Origin of the sequence: Bacillus sp. 37MA (assembly GCF_000372765.1) — a bacterium.
Classification (GTDB): Bacteria; Bacillota; Bacilli; order Bacillales; family Domibacillaceae; genus Domibacillus; species Domibacillus aminovorans.
The window spans coordinates 2,425,502-2,442,121 of sequence record NZ_KB889752.1; the positions used below are offsets into that span (position 1 = coordinate 2,425,502).

Annotated in this window: 17 protein-coding genes and 1 pseudogene; 6 read left to right on the forward strand and 12 right to left on the reverse strand. The window is 40.8% G+C overall.

Annotated features, from left to right (window positions below; all coding sequences use genetic code 11):
- Positions 1 to 8: 8 nt before the first annotated feature.
- Positions 9 to 893, reverse strand: a complete 885-nt coding sequence (locus tag A3M5_RS0113525; protein WP_018394305.1) for a LysR family transcriptional regulator — start codon at positions 891 to 893, stop codon at positions 9 to 11.
- Positions 894 to 1,012: 119 nt separating this feature from the next.
- On the opposite strand from A3M5_RS0113525, the gene A3M5_RS0113530 reads away from it, so the two are divergent.
- Complete coding sequence (locus tag A3M5_RS0113530) at positions 1,013 to 2,203, forward strand: coenzyme F420-0:L-glutamate ligase (RefSeq protein WP_018394306.1); 1,191 nt, start codon at positions 1,013 to 1,015, stop codon at positions 2,201 to 2,203.
- A gap of 269 nt (positions 2,204 to 2,472) precedes the next feature.
- Here the strand turns inward: A3M5_RS0113530 and A3M5_RS0113535 are convergent, their stop codons facing one another.
- A complete protein-coding gene (locus tag A3M5_RS0113535; protein WP_018394307.1) occupies positions 2,473 to 3,093 on the reverse strand; it encodes a DUF3298 and DUF4163 domain-containing protein in 621 nt (206 codons plus the stop codon).
- Between the two features lie 321 nt (positions 3,094 to 3,414).
- Between A3M5_RS0113535 and A3M5_RS0113545 the strand changes: the two genes are divergently transcribed.
- Positions 3,415 to 3,906, forward strand: coding sequence for a hypothetical protein (locus A3M5_RS0113545; protein WP_018394309.1), 492 nt, complete (start codon positions 3,415 to 3,417; stop codon positions 3,904 to 3,906).
- 799 nt (positions 3,907 to 4,705) lie between these two features.
- Positions 4,706 to 4,936: pseudogene (locus A3M5_RS0113555) on the forward strand (NifU family protein); the annotation flags it as partial.
- Between the two features lie 39 nt (positions 4,937 to 4,975).
- Here A3M5_RS0113555 and A3M5_RS0113560 read toward each other — a convergent pair.
- The gene (locus tag A3M5_RS0113560) at positions 4,976 to 5,959 is read right to left on the reverse strand and encodes a 2-hydroxyacid dehydrogenase (RefSeq protein WP_018394312.1); all 984 of its coding nucleotides are present in this window, start codon (positions 5,957 to 5,959) and stop codon (positions 4,976 to 4,978) included.
- A 147-nt stretch (positions 5,960 to 6,106) separates the two neighbouring features.
- Between A3M5_RS0113560 and A3M5_RS0113565 the strand changes: the two genes are divergently transcribed.
- A complete protein-coding gene (locus A3M5_RS0113565) occupies positions 6,107 to 6,589 on the forward strand; it encodes a phosphatidylglycerophosphatase A family protein (RefSeq protein WP_034299351.1) in 483 nt (160 codons plus the stop codon).
- Between the two features lie 73 nt (positions 6,590 to 6,662).
- Here A3M5_RS0113565 and A3M5_RS0113570 read toward each other — a convergent pair whose 3' ends face one another.
- The 3 genes from A3M5_RS0113570 to A3M5_RS0113580 form a co-directional block, all read right to left on the reverse strand.
- Complete coding sequence (locus A3M5_RS0113570) at positions 6,663 to 8,192, reverse strand: FAD-dependent oxidoreductase (protein WP_018394314.1); 1,530 nt, start codon at positions 8,190 to 8,192, stop codon at positions 6,663 to 6,665.
- A gap of 138 nt (positions 8,193 to 8,330) precedes the next feature.
- Positions 8,331 to 9,098 (reverse strand): 5' nucleotidase NucF, encoded by a 768-nt coding sequence (nucF, locus tag A3M5_RS0113575; RefSeq protein WP_018394315.1) that lies wholly within the window; start codon positions 9,096 to 9,098, stop codon positions 8,331 to 8,333.
- Between the two features lie 12 nt (positions 9,099 to 9,110).
- Positions 9,111 to 9,551, reverse strand: a complete 441-nt coding sequence (locus tag A3M5_RS0113580; protein WP_018394316.1) for a DUF86 domain-containing protein — start codon at positions 9,549 to 9,551, stop codon at positions 9,111 to 9,113.
- Between the two features lie 73 nt (positions 9,552 to 9,624).
- Between A3M5_RS0113580 and A3M5_RS0113585 the strand changes: the two genes are divergently transcribed.
- Positions 9,625 to 9,891: a DUF3055 domain-containing protein gene (locus tag A3M5_RS0113585; protein WP_018394317.1), complete on the forward strand. Its 267-nt coding sequence runs from the start codon at positions 9,625 to 9,627 to the stop codon at positions 9,889 to 9,891.
- Positions 9,892 to 10,016: 125 nt separating this feature from the next.
- Here A3M5_RS0113585 and A3M5_RS0113590 read toward each other — a convergent pair whose 3' ends face one another.
- The 6 genes from A3M5_RS0113590 to A3M5_RS0113620 form a co-directional block, all read right to left on the reverse strand.
- Positions 10,017 to 10,304 (reverse strand): YutD family protein, encoded by a 288-nt coding sequence (locus tag A3M5_RS0113590; protein WP_018394318.1) that lies wholly within the window; start codon positions 10,302 to 10,304, stop codon positions 10,017 to 10,019.
- A complete protein-coding gene (gene lipA / locus A3M5_RS0113595) occupies positions 10,301 to 11,215 on the reverse strand; it encodes a lipoyl synthase (RefSeq protein WP_018394319.1) in 915 nt (304 codons plus the stop codon). Before lipA ends, A3M5_RS0113590 begins: the two co-directional genes overlap by 4 nt.
- Before the next feature lie 429 nt (positions 11,216 to 11,644).
- Positions 11,645 to 12,376, reverse strand: coding sequence for a sporulation protein YunB (gene yunB / locus A3M5_RS0113605; RefSeq protein ID WP_018394321.1), 732 nt, complete (start codon positions 12,374 to 12,376; stop codon positions 11,645 to 11,647).
- A 39-nt stretch (positions 12,377 to 12,415) separates the two neighbouring features.
- Positions 12,416 to 13,771, reverse strand: coding sequence for a bifunctional metallophosphatase/5'-nucleotidase (locus A3M5_RS0113610; protein WP_018394322.1), 1,356 nt, complete (start codon positions 13,769 to 13,771; stop codon positions 12,416 to 12,418).
- A 15-nt stretch (positions 13,772 to 13,786) separates the two neighbouring features.
- Positions 13,787 to 14,596 carry a sulfite exporter TauE/SafE family protein gene (locus A3M5_RS0113615; protein ID WP_018394323.1) on the reverse strand — a complete coding sequence of 270 codons (810 nt, stop codon included), beginning with the start codon at positions 14,594 to 14,596 and terminating at the stop codon, positions 13,787 to 13,789.
- A gap of 14 nt (positions 14,597 to 14,610) precedes the next feature.
- Entirely contained in the window at positions 14,611 to 15,456 is an 846-nt protein-coding gene (locus tag A3M5_RS0113620) for a DUF72 domain-containing protein (RefSeq protein WP_018394324.1), read from the reverse strand.
- Between the two features lie 484 nt (positions 15,457 to 15,940).
- Between A3M5_RS0113620 and A3M5_RS0113625 the strand changes: the two genes are divergently transcribed.
- Complete coding sequence (locus tag A3M5_RS0113625) at positions 15,941 to 16,609, forward strand: methyl-accepting chemotaxis protein (RefSeq protein ID WP_231373291.1); 669 nt, start codon at positions 15,941 to 15,943, stop codon at positions 16,607 to 16,609.
- The last annotated feature ends 11 nt before the right edge of the window (positions 16,610 to 16,620 follow it).

Consider the following 16,620-nt stretch of genomic DNA (forward strand, 5'->3'; position numbering starts at 1 on the left):
TTTTATACCTATTTATTTTCTATGATCTCAACAAATTTTGTTGAAGCTGGTGATAGAGGTACACTTTTCAAAAAACATACTCCGATATTTCTCTTCGGTATTTCTTCATTTAATTGTACTTCATACACTAATCCTTTATTTAAGTACTCTTGGGAAAATTCTTTCGTCACACATGCTATTCCTAAATTTATTTTGGCAAAATCCAATAATAAATCATGGGAACCTAATTCAAATTCGGGCGAAATCTTTATACCTTTAGAAATCATATAATCCTCTACATACTTTCTGGAATTTGATTTTGGTTCAAGAAAAATTAATGGCAGTTTTACTAATTCATGAAGGCTTAATGGTTTAGAAAATATTTTTTTAAATTTCTCCCCGTAAACAAACGTATCCTGGATATCAAAACATGGTCTCAGTTCTAATGTAGGATCATCAATCGGGAGGTTACAAATGACAATATCCACCTCTCCTGATTTTAAGATCGAACAGAGTTCAAATGTTGTACCATTAACAATATAAAACTTGATATTCGGATATCTATTATGGAAAGCTTCTAAATAGGGAAGTAAGAAATACCTGGAAATCGTATCCCCTACACCTATCTTTAATTCCCCTGTCGTTAAATTCTTTAATTCTAAAATTTTTTCTTCCCCAACGTCAATTAAATTAATAGCCGAATTAACATACTCAAACAGAATACTACCTTCATTTGTTAAAGATACCCCCTTAGGTGTTCTATTAAAAAGACGTATATCTAATTCTCTTTCTAACTGCATAATCGCTTGACTAACAGCTGGTTGTGTCAAATAAAGATCTTTTGCCGCCTTGGAAAAACTTTCACTTTTCGCTACCTTACAAAAAACTTTATATAAATCTAATTTACTCACCATATAATCACTCCTTATATCTGACATTAAACATATTAATTTTACTTATATTATTACAACGATGTATAGTACAAATAGACAATCTTTTAAATTTACTTTAATAGCTGTAAGGAGCGATTATATTGGAAAGAGTAGTTGGAACAGTTGTGAGAGGTCTTCGCTGCCCGATAATAAATGAAGGGGACGATATCGAGAAGATCGTTGTAGATAGTGTGTTAAAAGCTTCAGACGTTGAAGGCTTTAAAATTAATGATAAAGATATCGTTACTTTAACAGAATCAATCGTTGCTCGTGCTCAAGGTAATTATGCGACTATCGATCATATTGCTAAAGATGTTCGTTCCAAATTTGGAGAAGATACTGTTGGGGTCATATTCCCTATCTTAAGTCGTAATCGTTTTGCAAACTGTCTCCGTGGTATTGCAAAAGGAGCTAAAAAAATCGTATTAATGCTTAGCTACCCATCTGATGAAGTTGGTAATCACTTAGTAGATATAGACGTACTTGATGAAAAGGGAGTTAATCCTTGGACAGATGTTTTAACAGAAAAACAATTCCGTGATCATTTTGGATATATTAAGCATACTTTTACTGGTGTTGATTATATTGACTATTATAAATCGTTAGTTGAGGAATACGATGTTGAATGTGAAGTTATCTTCTCAAATAATGCAAAAACCATTTTAAATTACACAAAAAGTGTTCTTACTTGCGATATTCATACAAGATTTAGAACGAAGAGAATATTAAAAGCAAATGGTGGAGATAAAATTTATAGCCTCGATAACATATTATCAGAGTCTATTGATGGCAGTGGATGTAATGAAGCTTATGGCCTGCTAGGATCAAATAAATCAACAGAAGATAGTGTTAAACTTTTCCCACGTAATTGCCAACCTATCGTTGATAAAATACAGCATAAGCTCAAAGAAAAGACTGGCAAAAATGTTGAAGTCATGGTTTATGGAGATGGAGCATTCAAAGATCCAGTAGGAAAGATATGGGAACTTGCTGATCCAGTTGTATCACCAGCTTACACATCAGGTCTTGATGGTACACCTAATGAAGTAAAGTTAAAATATCTTGCTGATAATAACTTTGCTGATTTAAGAGGTGAAGAACTTAAACAAGCTATCTCTCAATTTATTAACAATAAAGATTCTGATCTTGTAGGATCGATGGAGGCACAAGGTACTACACCTAGAAAACTTACTGATCTTATCGGTTCTCTATCCGATTTAACTTCAGGAAGCGGAGATAAAGGTACACCTATTGTCTTTATACAAGGTTATTTTGATAACTATACAAAATAATAGTAATCATTCAATGATTAGAAAATTGTATACAAAAAATAAGCAATGCTAGCATTTACTAGCACTGCTTATTTTAATTCTATACGTTCAAAAATACGATCTACTTTCAATATAAGGTTTCTTAATCCATGTCTAACAAAAAATCAACGAAGATTCATTATAAAATAAACCGTATCACTTACGTATGATACGCTTCACCGTGACTTATCAAAATGAGGTTTATATTTGAGGATTTAACTTATTCTTTAACTGTTATGTGAAAAGGATGGTTAATTATTAACAGCCATTCGTCCGAGGGGACCATTTTCGTCAATGATATCCTGTAAATCAAATACGGAGATTGGAAACATTGGGAAACCAAAAACATATGGGGTGATTTCATAAAGCTGAAAATAGATAACAAGAGCTTTGTCTGCAATATAAAAGTCTTGATTGGGCTGAATTTCTGTGAAGTCGCCTAGAAGCTGAATATCACGTTGTTTGATTTGCATGCGAATCAAGGTTGAGAGCCTTTTGACATAATCACTTCCAGGTTTAAATAAGTCTTTAAGTTCACATAGCTTCTCTTTTTGCAAATCAAATGTTAAAGACTTTATATACGTCATCCCATGGGCAGCATGATCGTGGTACGTATAATTGGACAGTGATAAGCTCAGAACCTGGCGTTGATTGTTTTTGATTTCATACGAACCGAGCATTTGTACCACTGTTGTCGGCATATTCCCAACTTGTTGATTTATGAGCTGCTGGGTTTGATAGGCAATCGCCCGATTAATTGATCTTTCCATTCCTTGATCTTGCATACCGATTACCTTGGGATAAAAGACTGTTTTATCCGGACCGCTGCTGATTTTAACCGTTTTAATGCTAACTGGAAACGTAACGGGCATATTTATCTATCCTTTTATATTTTTTAACCCATTGTATTCATGAAAAGGATAAATGTGTGCAAATGGAAAAAGTGAAGGAGCACGGAACCTTATCCCAAACTTTTCAATTAATTTCTTTTCCGATTTCATAAGGATTGTCATTCCATACAGCACCTTTCACATAACATATTTTAACAATATTATATTTATTTTCTGTCATGCACACATTATACTTTTTTCCTCCCATCGCTGTTTTGTAGGTAATTTAGTACAGATAACACAAAGTATTAGGAATGCATAATTTATATGGGGATACGTTTAAATAACGATGGAGGTATGAGTATGATAAATTTTACATCTTTTCATGGTACCGTCACCATGATTAGTGATTTTATGATAGGGCTAAATGGTGAAGGAGAAGGTTGTTATAAGTTAATATCTGTAGATAACGGACACGGAGCCTTAGTAAATTTCGTGGTGTCACCCACTACTTACTTTGTAGACCATGTAATAGTGGCAGTAGGAGATAGGGTAACTGGATATTATGATGCAAATGCACCTGTTCCTCTTATTTTCCCACCACAATATCAGGCACTTGTTATGGCAAAAGATAATCCATATCAAAATGTAAAAATAGACTACTTTAACAGCCAGTTGGAGAGTAGTGATGGTCAATTAAGATTAAATATTTCATCATATACTCAAATATTATTGACAAATGGGCAAGCCTTTACAAACAACCCTGCAAACCGAAATCTAATTGTTATCTATGGCCCTACCACGAAAAGTATCCCCGCTCAAACCACCCCCTATAAAATTATAGTTTGGTGTTAGAGGTTATGGAAAAGGCATTTTATTAATTTATATCAATAGAATTTTATAGATTTTTATTTATCTCAAATTTTTGCACACAGACACAAAAGAAGAGATTGTCGATAATTTGATATTTCTTAACTGATTCTAGGTGAAATATACATAATTTATTTCTATAAACTTGTGTATTTCAGCTTTTTGAGGAATCATAAAAAACCTTATTTACTGCTGTGGGTCTCTTTTCTTCCGCCCTTTTATTAATACATCCTAAGCTTGAAGTGCTCTTAATTCATGATTTGGACGCTGATTCATTTTGAGGCGTTTTTTGAAAAATGGCAGGTTTTTCAAAGTAACTTAACCAATTTGACTACTTATCGTGATTACCTGATCACTTGATGTCGTTTCTAACCACTTACAATGATTTCTGATCACTCGACATAGTTTGTGACCACTCACAATGATTTCTGACCGATCAACAAAAAAGATCTCCCCATTGCGGGGAGAGATCCTCATTCTATTAACGACATGGCCACATTCTTTTTCAATTCATCCTCCAGCGGTGAGAAAATATGGATGTATTTTACTGGAAGAGAGATCGGGATTTTTGCGTGACACCACGCCTTGATACTATGTATATGTATCTTTTGAAGACGGTAAATTCACGCGACCTGCGTAGATTTTTTCTGCTTCATAAACAAAAAGCGATCGCTTCTTTTTCATCATTTCCCCTCTTTTTACCGTGATAAATTGCATTTTTTATTTAAAATCATTATAATATGTATATTGATTGGAAAGGAGACGATTATCCATGCAAGTACAAGAACATGAAATGTTCGATGAAGTACAAGTAGTCCTTGATAAATTACGCCCATTTCTGCTTCGTGACGGCGGCGACTGTGAACTCGTTGATGTTGAAGACGGGATCGTAAAACTTCGTCTGCTCGGTGCATGCGGCAGCTGCCCTAGCTCCACGATTACATTGAAAGCTGGGATCGAGCGTGCACTGCTCGAAGAAGTGCCTGGCGTCGTTGAAGTGGAACAAGTTTTTTAATAAAGAAGGAGCTGATCCAATATACGGATCAGCTCTTTTTTAATCGAAGTGCAGTACTTCTTTATTGACGAGCGTCATTGGGTGACGATTGTCAATAACAGCTTCAATATTCTCACAACACGTCATCATCATCGTCATACGTGTCTCTTTCGAAGCGCTTCCTATGTGCGGAAGCGCGACGACGTTTTTCATCGTTAAAAAAGGATGGGCAGCATGAAGCGGTTCTTTGTCAAAAACATCGAGTCCCGCTGCTGCAATTTCTTTTGCTTCGAGTGCTTCAATTAGCGCCTGCTCATTTATAATAGGCCCACGGCTCGCGTTAATAAAGATCGCTTCATTTTTCATTTTCTGAAAATGTTCTCGTTGAAACAAACCACGTGTATCGTCGGTGAGCGGCGCCAAACAGACGACAAAGTCCGCTTCCTCAAGTAGTGCGTCAAGTGAACGATATTGCGCGCCAAGCATTTCTTCCGCCACTTCATGGCGGTTCCTGTTATGATACAAAATATCCATATCAAAGCCCGCTGCCCGTTTCGCCACAGCTGTCCCAATTTTGCCCATGCCCACGATGCCAATTTTTTTATGATGGACATCCGTTCCGACGAGCATCATCGGCGCCCAGCTCGTCCACTTTCCATCTTTCACAAATTCCGCCGCTTCGGTTACTCGGCGAGCAGTAGCCAGAAGAAGGGTAAATGTTAGATCTGCTGTCGTATCCGTAAGTACATCCGGTGTATTGCAAATCGATACACCATGCCTACTTGCTGCATCAAGATCAATATTATCAATGCCAACCGCCATATTCGCAACAACTTTTAACGAGCTGGCTCGTGAAAATAATTCTTCATCTACCACATCTGTAATGACTGTCAGCAACGCATCCGCTTTTGATACCTTCTCTAGAAGGATCTCTCGTGGAACAGCTTTATCCGCTTCCTTCCACATCTCTACGTCATACTTAACGGCTAGTCGTTCAAAAATCGCATCTGGTACTTGTCTCGTCACATACACAAATGGTTTCATCTGTGCACCTCTTTTCAGATTATTCTATTTTATTGTACCATTTTCATTACGAGTATGGCACAATGATTATGGGTATGAATATAGTGTATAAAAATATAATGACGAAAAAAGGTGTGATTCACTTTGTCTTTAGAAAAACAACCCGTAATGAGTATGTCAGAAAAAACAGCGCGCCGCTGGATTGCGGAACGCGGTGTGAAAGTGGAAGATATCGCGGAACTCGTCGTTTACTTGCAACAGCCGTACCACCCGAATTTACGGCTGGAAGAAGCAGTTGTACACGTGGAAGCCGTTTTACGAAAACGTGAAGTACAAAATGCCGTGTTAACCGGTATCCAGCTTGATATGCTAGCAGAGAAAAAAATGCTTGAAGAGCCTCTTCAATCGATTATTGAAACCGATGAAAGCTTATATGGGATTGATGAAACAATTGCGACGGCGATCGTGAACGTATACGGAACAATTGGATTAACGAGCTATGGGTATATCGATAAACAAAAACCTGGTATTTTACAATTGCTAAACGATAAATCAACCGGTCAGGTGCATACGTTTTTAGATGACATTGTCGGTGCAATTGCTGCTGCTGCGGCAAGCAGATTAGCTCACCGCGCAGCGCAAACAGAATAAATGATGATGGGGGCTTCCAAATAATGGACGCTCCTTATTCATCTTCTGAAACATTTACTATTTACTCAGTTTACTAGCTTTTTACTTCGTTTTCGCTTTCAAATTGGGCGAGTGGTTTAAGCGCTGGACCTTCGAGCACTTCACCTTCATATGAATAACGCGAGCCATGGCATGGGCAGTCCCATGAACGCTCGGCGTCGTTCCATTCTGTCTCACAGCCCATATGTGTGCACGTCGTATTGACGAGATGACAGTTCCCTTGTTCATCTTTATATGCACCGGCCTTTTTGCCGTCCACGACGACCAATCCACCTTCATCCGGCTGCAAGTCATCGACCGTTTTCTCTGATCCTTTCAGCTTTCCGCCGATTAATTCTTTTGCGACTTTTGCATTTTCAGTCACAAATGTTTTCACATCGACTCGTTTCATTTTTATCCGTTTCGGATCAAACAATTCGGTAAATCGATTTTCTCGGCCCATGACGAGATCACTCATAATATGAGCAGCTGTTGTGCCGTTCGTCATTCCCCACTTTGCGTACCCTGTCGCGACGAGAATGTTTTCAGCACCAAAACCGATATACGGCACACGATCCAATGTGATTAAATCTTGTGCCGACCAGCGATACAAAATGTCTTTGACGCCAAAATGAAGCTGCGTAAAGTCGTTTAATTTTTCATAGTGATGCATCGTTTCCTGTTCGCTGCGTCCTGTTGGATGATTCTCACCGCCGACAATCAACAGTTTCTCCCCATTTTCCATCGTGGCGTAACGCAATGACCGCGATGGTTTATCCGCGCTGATATATATTCCTTCTTCGAGTTCCCTGTCACTTTTCACACCGATCGCATAAGATCGCTCGACATGTAGCTTTGAAAAATATAATCCGTCAAAGTCGTTAAATGGAAAATGAGAGGAAACAATGATCTTTTCGCTTGTCACTTCATATCCATCTGTTGTATGAACTTTATTATTTTCTATTGATTCCGCCCGTGTTTCTTCAAAGATGAGCACTTCATCTGCCATATCCCAAATAAGTGCTTCCAAAAATTTGACTGGATGAAACTGTGCCTGGTCACGCATCACAATGGCTTCTTCTACTTTAAACGGGAGCTTCATCCTTGCTTCCGTTCCCGCAAGTCCCCCGTTAATCCCGAGAATTTCATACGCATCCAGCTCTTTTTCAATTTGCGAAACCGCTTCTTTCGTTTCCGCATATACGTAAGCATCCTGCGCTGTAAAATCACAGTCAATGGACATTTGTTCTGACGTCTTCTTTAAAAAAGCGATCGCATCTTCTTGTGCTTCATAGTATAATCGGGCTTTTTCTTCGCCGATCGTACGGATCAGTTCATCATAAATAAGGCCGTGCTGCGCTGTTAATTTCGCCGTTGTAAAGCCAGTCGTCCCATCTGTCAACCTTCTCGATTCGAGTAAAGCAACCTTTTTTCCTTCTTTCACTAAAAGCCAAGCTGTGATAATTCCCGTCATTCCTCCACCAACGACTGTCACATCAACTGTTACATTTGTAGTTAGCGGTGCAAAAGACAGCGATATCCAATGATCTTTCCAGTACGACTTCGATTTTTTCGGGAGTTGCATGAATACCCTCCTAATAGTGGTCATGCTATCTGTATACCCCCATTCGTCTAACTTTATCCAGAAAAAAAGATAGTTAGCTCATCATAATGAACTAACTATCCACTAATTTATTATCTAAGTTTAAGTAATCACTGGTTCTTAAATAGGCCATTCATTTAAATTTTGAGTCGTGTGAGTTGGCTTGATTTCGTAGCGGTCAAGGTGGTGTGGCTGTGTAACACCTGTGTAGACGAGCAATGTATCGATGCCAATGCCAATACCTGCACGTATATCCGTATCATAGTAATCGCCGACCATAATTGTTTCTTCTTTCGTCGTGCCGAGAACTTCGAGTGCCTGCTCCATAATAACTGGTTCCGGTTTGCCGATGAAGACAGGCTGCGTTTCTGTTGAGACCGTCACAACAGATGTAAGCGAGCCATTGCCGGGCAGGAAGCCGCGCTCTGTCGGAATAGCGATGTCGCCGTTTGTCGATATGAATCGAGCACCGTTTCGGACAGACAGACATGCACCTGCGAGTTTTTCATATGTAAGGCCTCTGTCAATACCCGTCACAACGTAATCTGGGTTTTCATGAGTAACAACCTCTAATCCTTTATCCGCAAGTGCTTCAAGAATTCCATCTTCGCCGATCACATATACGGATGCGCCCGGTTTTTCATCGTGAATAAACTGAGCTGTCGCCCGTGACGTTGTAAACACATTTTCCGGCGTCGTATGAATACCCATTTTCACAAGTTTATCCGCCACCTGCTTCGGCGTGCGTGATGAGTTATTCGTAATGAACAAATACGGGATGTTCGCCGCATTCAATCGATCAATAAACTCTGGAGCACCTGGAATAATGTCCGTACCGAGATACATCGTTCCATCTAAATCAATTAAATACCCTTTATATTTTGTCAATTTTCTCTCTCCTCACTCAGGTAAAAATGCGGAAACGGGCCCTAGTTCGTTTTCTAGATACGCGCGGACTCGTTTCGGGAAATCAATCAATTCTTTTTTATTCGCGATTAACAGCGCCGCCATTTCATCATGTGAAATATCGGTGTAGTCGCGGACGAGCGTTTTGCGAAGACCGATCACATCTTTCAGTGGTATAGCCTGCTCTGGCGCAATGACTTTTTCATCATTCAGAATATCAATGATGTCTTCGTAGCTGCCGGGGTCACGCATAATAAAACCATCGATCATTGCGTTGCCGACATCGATGATTGATTCAACGATTCTTTGCGCAAGGCGTTCAAGCGCCGCCCGTTCAAGCGATGTTTCCCATGCCGAGTGTTGCTCAAAAAGGGTCAATTGCTCTTCCATAAAGCGGAGTGTTGCTTCCATTTTTTTTCGGTCAATAAAATACACAAGCATCCATCCTTTCCGCTCTTATTGTAACATGTGATACAATGGTTGAAAATGAACGAGTGGAGGACCACGGATGAGTGAACGCTTTTTTCTTTACGATGAAATGGACACGACGACGACGCGTTTCGTCAGTTTTGCTGGTGACCATGCGAGATATGATCTTGCCTTGATGCAGACGGACCGCTACTACGGAAAGCGGATCGTTATAAACTTACAAGGAAACAAGTATGCGATTATTGGTCGCGATGATTTGGACGAGCCTGGCTATATTGAGTATGCATTTGATTTGAGCGAGGAAGAAGCAGCCGAATTAAAAGAATTTTTGTATGAAGTCATTTAATGATGAAGCTTTGTTCATTGCGGACAGGGTCTTTTTTCTTGATTAGCTCCTATTTTCATAGATTCGCGCATGTTAGCGCACATTAGCAATTTTGTACACAAAAAACCGGCTTCATCGGCCGGTTTTTATTTTGCACTTGAGACGGGCAGCTTTTTTAAAATAAAATAGCCGCAGCCAAAGTTGCAGTATTCGAGTAAGTAATCTCGTATAGTAGAATATTTATTATCATATGATGCTTTTTTGTTGCCGTCGTCGAAGAATCCTTTTAGCCGCAGTTGGCCGTATCCCCAGTCGCCGACAATGAAATCATATTTGGATAAAATGTCACTATAGCGGGCGCGGAAGGCTTCGTCGTTAAAACCATCCATCCGCTCTTCAATGAGGTCATAGGTATCATTTTGAATGGTAATCATTTTGCTGCCTGCGCCTCGCCTTTTTCATGTCTCGCTTTTGCTGCTGCATTTACTTGCTCATCGGCATGATAAGAAGAACGCACCATTGGACCCGCTTCACAGTGACTGAATCCTTTTGTCATCGCGATTTCACGCAGCTCTGCAAATTCGTTCGGATGATAATATTTCACGACTTTCAAATGTTTTTTCGATGGCTGTAAGTACTGGCCGATCGTCATTATATCCACATTGTTCGCACGAAGGTCATCCATTACTTCGATGATTTCTTCTTTTGTTTCGCCGAGACCGATCATTAAGCTTGATTTCGTCGGGATCTCTGGCTGCATTTCTTTCGCTCTACGCAAAAATTCGAGCGAGCGGTCATACTTCGCGCGTGCACGAACTCTCGGTGTCAAACGGCGCACTGTTTCGATATTATGATTTAAAATATCCGGTTTTGCATCCATAAGCATTTGCAGATTTTCTTCAATGCCCCCCATGTCAGATGGCAAGACTTCGATCGATGTAAACGGATTTTTCCGACGAATTGCCCGAACCGTTTCCGCGAATACGTAAGCGCCGCCATCTTTTAAGTCATCACGGGCTACTGCTGTGACTACTACATGCTTTAAATTCATTTGCACAACAGAATCTGCTACGCGTTCCGGTTCTTCTAAATCAAGCTCTGTTGGAAGACCTGTTTTCACAGCACAAAAACGGCATGCACGCGTGCAGACACTGCCCAGAATCATAAAGGTTGCGGTACGGCGAACAGCCCAGCATTCGTGAATGTTTGGACATTTTGCTTCTTCACAAACGGTATGTAATTGCTTTTCGCGCATCATTTTCTTCAAACCTGTATAGTTTTCGTTCGTGTTCAGTTTTATTTTTAACCATTCCGGTTTACGCAAATATTCTTCTTTCGTGCTCATTTGCTTCATCTCCAATCATTGGACAATATAAGGCTAACTCTATCATAATTACTAACTAAATAAAAGCCGAACTGCCTATAACAAACATCCCTGGCTTCTTTCGTTAATAAGACCCTTCTGTATGATACAAGTAGGCAAAAGAATATATTACTGATTAGCTGCTTTTTTCTTTTTCAAGGAAAATGCAACCGCACCGAGCAATGCAAATGTGACGAACAGTCCTGCAAATGTGCTGCCCATAAAACCAAGCATAAGTAAGAATACCAAGCAGTGCCGCCAGTACTGGCGGTAACAGTGAAAAGATTGTATTTTCCATACTGTTTCTCCTCTACATAAGCATACAAAAAGAGCAATGAGAGACTGCGTTCATTGCTCATGCGTTTAATTTCGTTTGCATCTTATCAGAAAACACGAACCTTTACCACCACATTATTTTGCTGGAATACCGACTGAATCCGGATTGTAATAATTCGGTACAGTGCCATGTACGAGCCCCATTGCGACTGGCAATGTTTGCTTGACGATCGTCGTCTCTGATGCAAATGGCACGATCACTCTCACATTGACTTCGAGTGCAATGTATACTTCAACATAGGCTGAATTAATGCCAAACGGTTCCACTTTTGTTTTCACATTGGAGTTAACGTCTCCGAGCGCATAGAATCGAATCGGTATCCGCGGTCCGAGATTGCCGAGTATCGCGTTGTTCGTAATTTGTCCGAGTGGAATGGTATAGGCAATTCCTTCTCCTTGCATCGTCTTTTTCACATCAATATCAACACCTGACAACTTTTCTAGCTCTTGTAAATTACCCGCCTCTGCTTGATCTAAATTTTCCTCCGCAAGATCCGTCACTTCAGCGAGCACTTTATTGATCACTTCCGCGTTGAAGGTCGTTGCCCCTCCTTCTCCTTTCTCTGTAATCATAATGTCTTTTATATCAAGGTTTTCTGTAATTTCTTTACTTATTGCTTTTTGTAACACCATCGAAGCAATTTTTTGGCTCTGCATGTCTGCATAATTTAAAAGGACCGGCTGAATATTCCGGTTAATCAGCCATAAAATAAATAAAATACCAATAATAAATAAAAGGACAGCCATCATAAAGCGGTGGCGTATGGACAACTGTGACTTGCTTCGCCATTTTCTTCGTCGTCGCATAAAAAAACCCCCTTTCCGCATTGTATGCGGAAAGAGGCTTCATAACTTCAATAATTTCCATTCTAATACGTCGCGTAAAAATTCCGGCATAAAATATGTTTTCATACGTGCCCGGTGAAGCCCTACAAAATAATGACCGTATGTGAACATGTCGAGTGTCGCCAGTTTGTACGTTTTTTTCAAATCAAGTACATTCCCATCGATGAAAAAAGCTGGGCCGTCCATCTCAATCCGGTCGTAGACGAATCGCCCCATCACTTTCCCGCGAAAACCGAGTCCTTTAATTTGCATATGCGCCCAATTTTCGTCACGCGTCTGGCGCAGTACTTCGGATAGTTCCGCTCCGGTCAATTCAATCACACACGGATTAATCGGATGGGGAAGCAGCCTGTGAATATCGTATTTCGTCACCGTGCCGGCTGATAAATTTCCGAGCACAACACCTGCATTTAAAAACGAACAATCTGCACTGCACCATTCCGTCAGCGCTTCTGTCAACATTTGCGGCAATACAGATGGCTTAAACCAATCGCTCGTTAATGTCTTTTCAAGATGCACAACCGGTATAGACAGCACCTTTTTCCCAAATTTCATAAAAGATTCCTGCTGTTCTTTTTCATCGTATGGCGCTTTTAATGACTGATTCGTTTCATATACGCGTGCCCGTTTTGCACAAATGGTGCGTGTTTCTTCATTAATATCAATTTCCACATGACCGGTAAAATAACCATATTTTCCAGCCGCCGCAAGCAATGTACCATTTACTTCTTTTCCTTCGTGAAATAGGTGATGCGTATGTCCCCCAAGAATAACGTCTGCTTCTGTTTCCTGCGCTATTTTTTCATCGTCATACATGCCGAGATGGGACAGCACGACAACGAGGTCTGCTCGCTTTTTGAGCGCTTTAACTTGCTTTTTCAACTCGTTCAACGGATCTTTAATCTCCCAGCCAATCTCTTCATAAAAAGCTGTATACTGCGCCGTTGCGGACGTCACCGCAATCGTCACATCCCCCGCCTGAAAGAAGGTGTACGGCAATACCCATTCTGGACGTGCACCATTTTGATCAAAAATATTCGCACAGAGAACCGCAAACTTCGCCTGTTTATATAAGCGATTTAACCCTTCTTTCGGTAATGTAATGCCTTCATTGTTTCCAATAGCGACCGCATCATATTTTGACTTATTTAATAACTCCACATTGAAAGACCCGAGCGTCCCTTCTGTTAAAGGATGTGCGCGGTCTACATGATCACCGATATCAAACGTAAATATGTATTCGCCTGCTTCTTCGTGAATGTGTCTTCTTTCCTTTAAAAAAAGAGCAATGCGCGGCCAATTTTCAAAATGACTGTGTAAATCGTTTGTATGGTAAATATGTATCGTTTTTTCCATAAATAATTCCACCTTTTAAATGATGCCCTGCCAGATGAGACGGACACCGACAAAAATAAGAACGAGACGAAGCAGAAGCACAACCGTTTTCGAGGCGATTCGCGCGTTCAGCCAGGCACCGAGTTTAGCGCCAAACCAAGCGCCCGGGACGAGTACAACGGCGTATAGCCATTCAACATTGCCGAGCGAGATGTGCGTAATGCTTGAGGCACCTGCTGATAAGAAGATCAGCAACATCGATGTCGCCACCGCGACGTGCGGCGGAACCGCAAATAACATAATCATTGCGGGTACCATAAGCGAGCCGCCGCCAATGCCGAAAAGTCCGCCAAAAAAGCCAACAATAAACGAGGCGAGCGTTCCAGTAATAGGCTCGATTGAATAGGTATGCGTGCCTTCGTTATCAGTAAATGTTCGGGGCATACCACGTGTACCAAGTATCGGTTTTGCACGATTTTTAAACATGAGTACGAATGACATGAACACCATAAATAAGCCAAAGTACAGACTGAACTGACTCATGTCGAGTCCCTTGTTCGCATACGCGCCGATGATGCTGCCTGGTGCACTGCCGATAAAAAGAATAAAGCCGAGTTTATAATCCACCTTTTTTTGCTTCATGTAGGCGAGCGTTGACGACAGACCGGTAACGATTAAAATAACGGATGACGTGCCGACCGCGATTTGCGGTGAGACCGGATCAAGCAGCGATGTGCTGCCAAGAAACAGCAGCGCCGGCACGATAATAATGCCGCCGCCGAGACCGACGAGTGCGCCGATCGCTGCGGCAATAAGCCCGATCGCGAGTAAAATAAGCCATTCCATAACGAGTGGTCCTCCTAAAAAAGATCAAGCTGACGTGAGGCTAAATTGTCATAGTAAATGCCGGAGAGATCGAGAAACTGCTTTGCATTGTCTGCCGCATCACCGCCGGAATTATTGTTAAATAGTATATATACGTCTTTAGACTGCGTTTTAAGTTCGTTTGTAAAGTGAACCCATTGTCGCAGTTCATGTTCGTTGTAGCGATATAAATAGCGTACTTCCCGCCAGTTTTTATTTCCATTTTTCTGCCACCCGATCCGATTGCGTCCATGCATACGGATCAATGTTTTTTCTTTATGGGTTGCCTGAAGCACAATCGGAATCGATCCATCGCCAGCCTGCGGTTCATCGCATACTGTATGAATCCATTTTTCCTGTTCTAAAAAAGTAAGTGTTTTATCAATAAAAGCGGCTTTATACCACGTTTGATTGCGAAATTCGATCGCAAGCGGCGCGTCGCCCATTTTTTCTTTGCAATACCGAAGATACGTGACATTTTTACGTGTACAGTCAAACCATGGCGGAAATTGAAACAAAACCATCGCCAGCTTATTTGATTCAATCATCGGCAGCAGCGATAATTGAAACGCATGAAACATCTCTTCTTTTGACTCAAATGGAATGTCACCCCGCTCGTGTCCGGTCATTCCTTGATATGCTTTTACGACGAAACGGAAGCCATCCGGCGTTTCATCGGTCCACTTGCGCATATTCCGCTCCGGTTGTACGGCATAAAAGCTCGAATCGACTTCAACTGTCGGAAAATGAGCCGCGTATTCCGTTAATTTATCACGGGACCGTACACCTTGTGTATAAAGCGTATCGTGATCCCCCCATCCTGTTACACCCGTATAAATCATACGTGATCACCTCATATAAAGAGTGTAGCATAATTATTAAGCTTATGTTAATTTTGAAAATCCACATAAGACTTTTCACCTATTAAACCAAAATTCTGTTACACTAATGGTAACAAAATGAGGAGGAAGTATCATGGCCTGGGGGAAATCAAAACAAAAAACGCAGATGAATATAGAATTAAAGGAAGCAAACGAACGTATTGCACAATTAGAACAGGAAAATAGACACCTTCAAGAAACACACGCTCAATTTTTCGAACAGTTTGAAGATACAGTGCTAAACACAATTGGACAACATCAGCAAGTTAATCAACAGCACTATGATCTCCAAGAACTTATCGTGCAAATTCAACGCCAATTTGATGAAGTAAAAACGCTTGGTGAACAAACGAGCAACAACTCTCACCAACTTGTCGATACCGGCCAATTATTGCTTGATTCATCCGGTGCACTGTCCCAAAAAACGACCGAACATGAAAAAATGATGAATGAAAACACACGGCTTGTCCATAGCTTAGAGCGTCAGATGAATGACACGGCAGAAAGTATGAAAGAGCTCGGCGAACATTCGAAAACAATTAAAGACATCGTCCAAGTAATCAGTTCAATCGCCAGCCAAACAAATTTACTTGCACTTAATGCCTCCATTGAAGCCGCACGTGCCGGTGAACATGGGAAAGGCTTTGCCGTTGTCGCAGCAGAAGTACGGAAACTAGCTGAAAGCACAGCTGAGAGCACAAAGCATATTGAAGAAGTGACGACAACAATTCAAGCGAAAATTGAAGATGCCGAAAAAGCAACATACAGCAACCAAGATGTGCTGAAAATGGCAACGGGCATTAATAGCCAAGTTATGTCGATGATGGCTGAGATGGCCCAAATTTCAAACGAGGTGGGTGACAATGCCCGTGCTTCACTAAGTGGTATGAACAGCCAGAAAAAGTTGAGCGATGATGCAATTCACCTCATCGAAAATACGAGCAGCTATTTCAACGACATTACGAACACGATTACACAACACATTGAAGATTCCAGAATAGTCGATGAACAGCTCGCCAGCATTCAAGAAGATATCACGAACACAAGCACACACCATATTGGAGATGCCTCCATTGCGGACGAGCAGCTCACCAATATTCAAGATGTCTATTGAACGCAACCTAG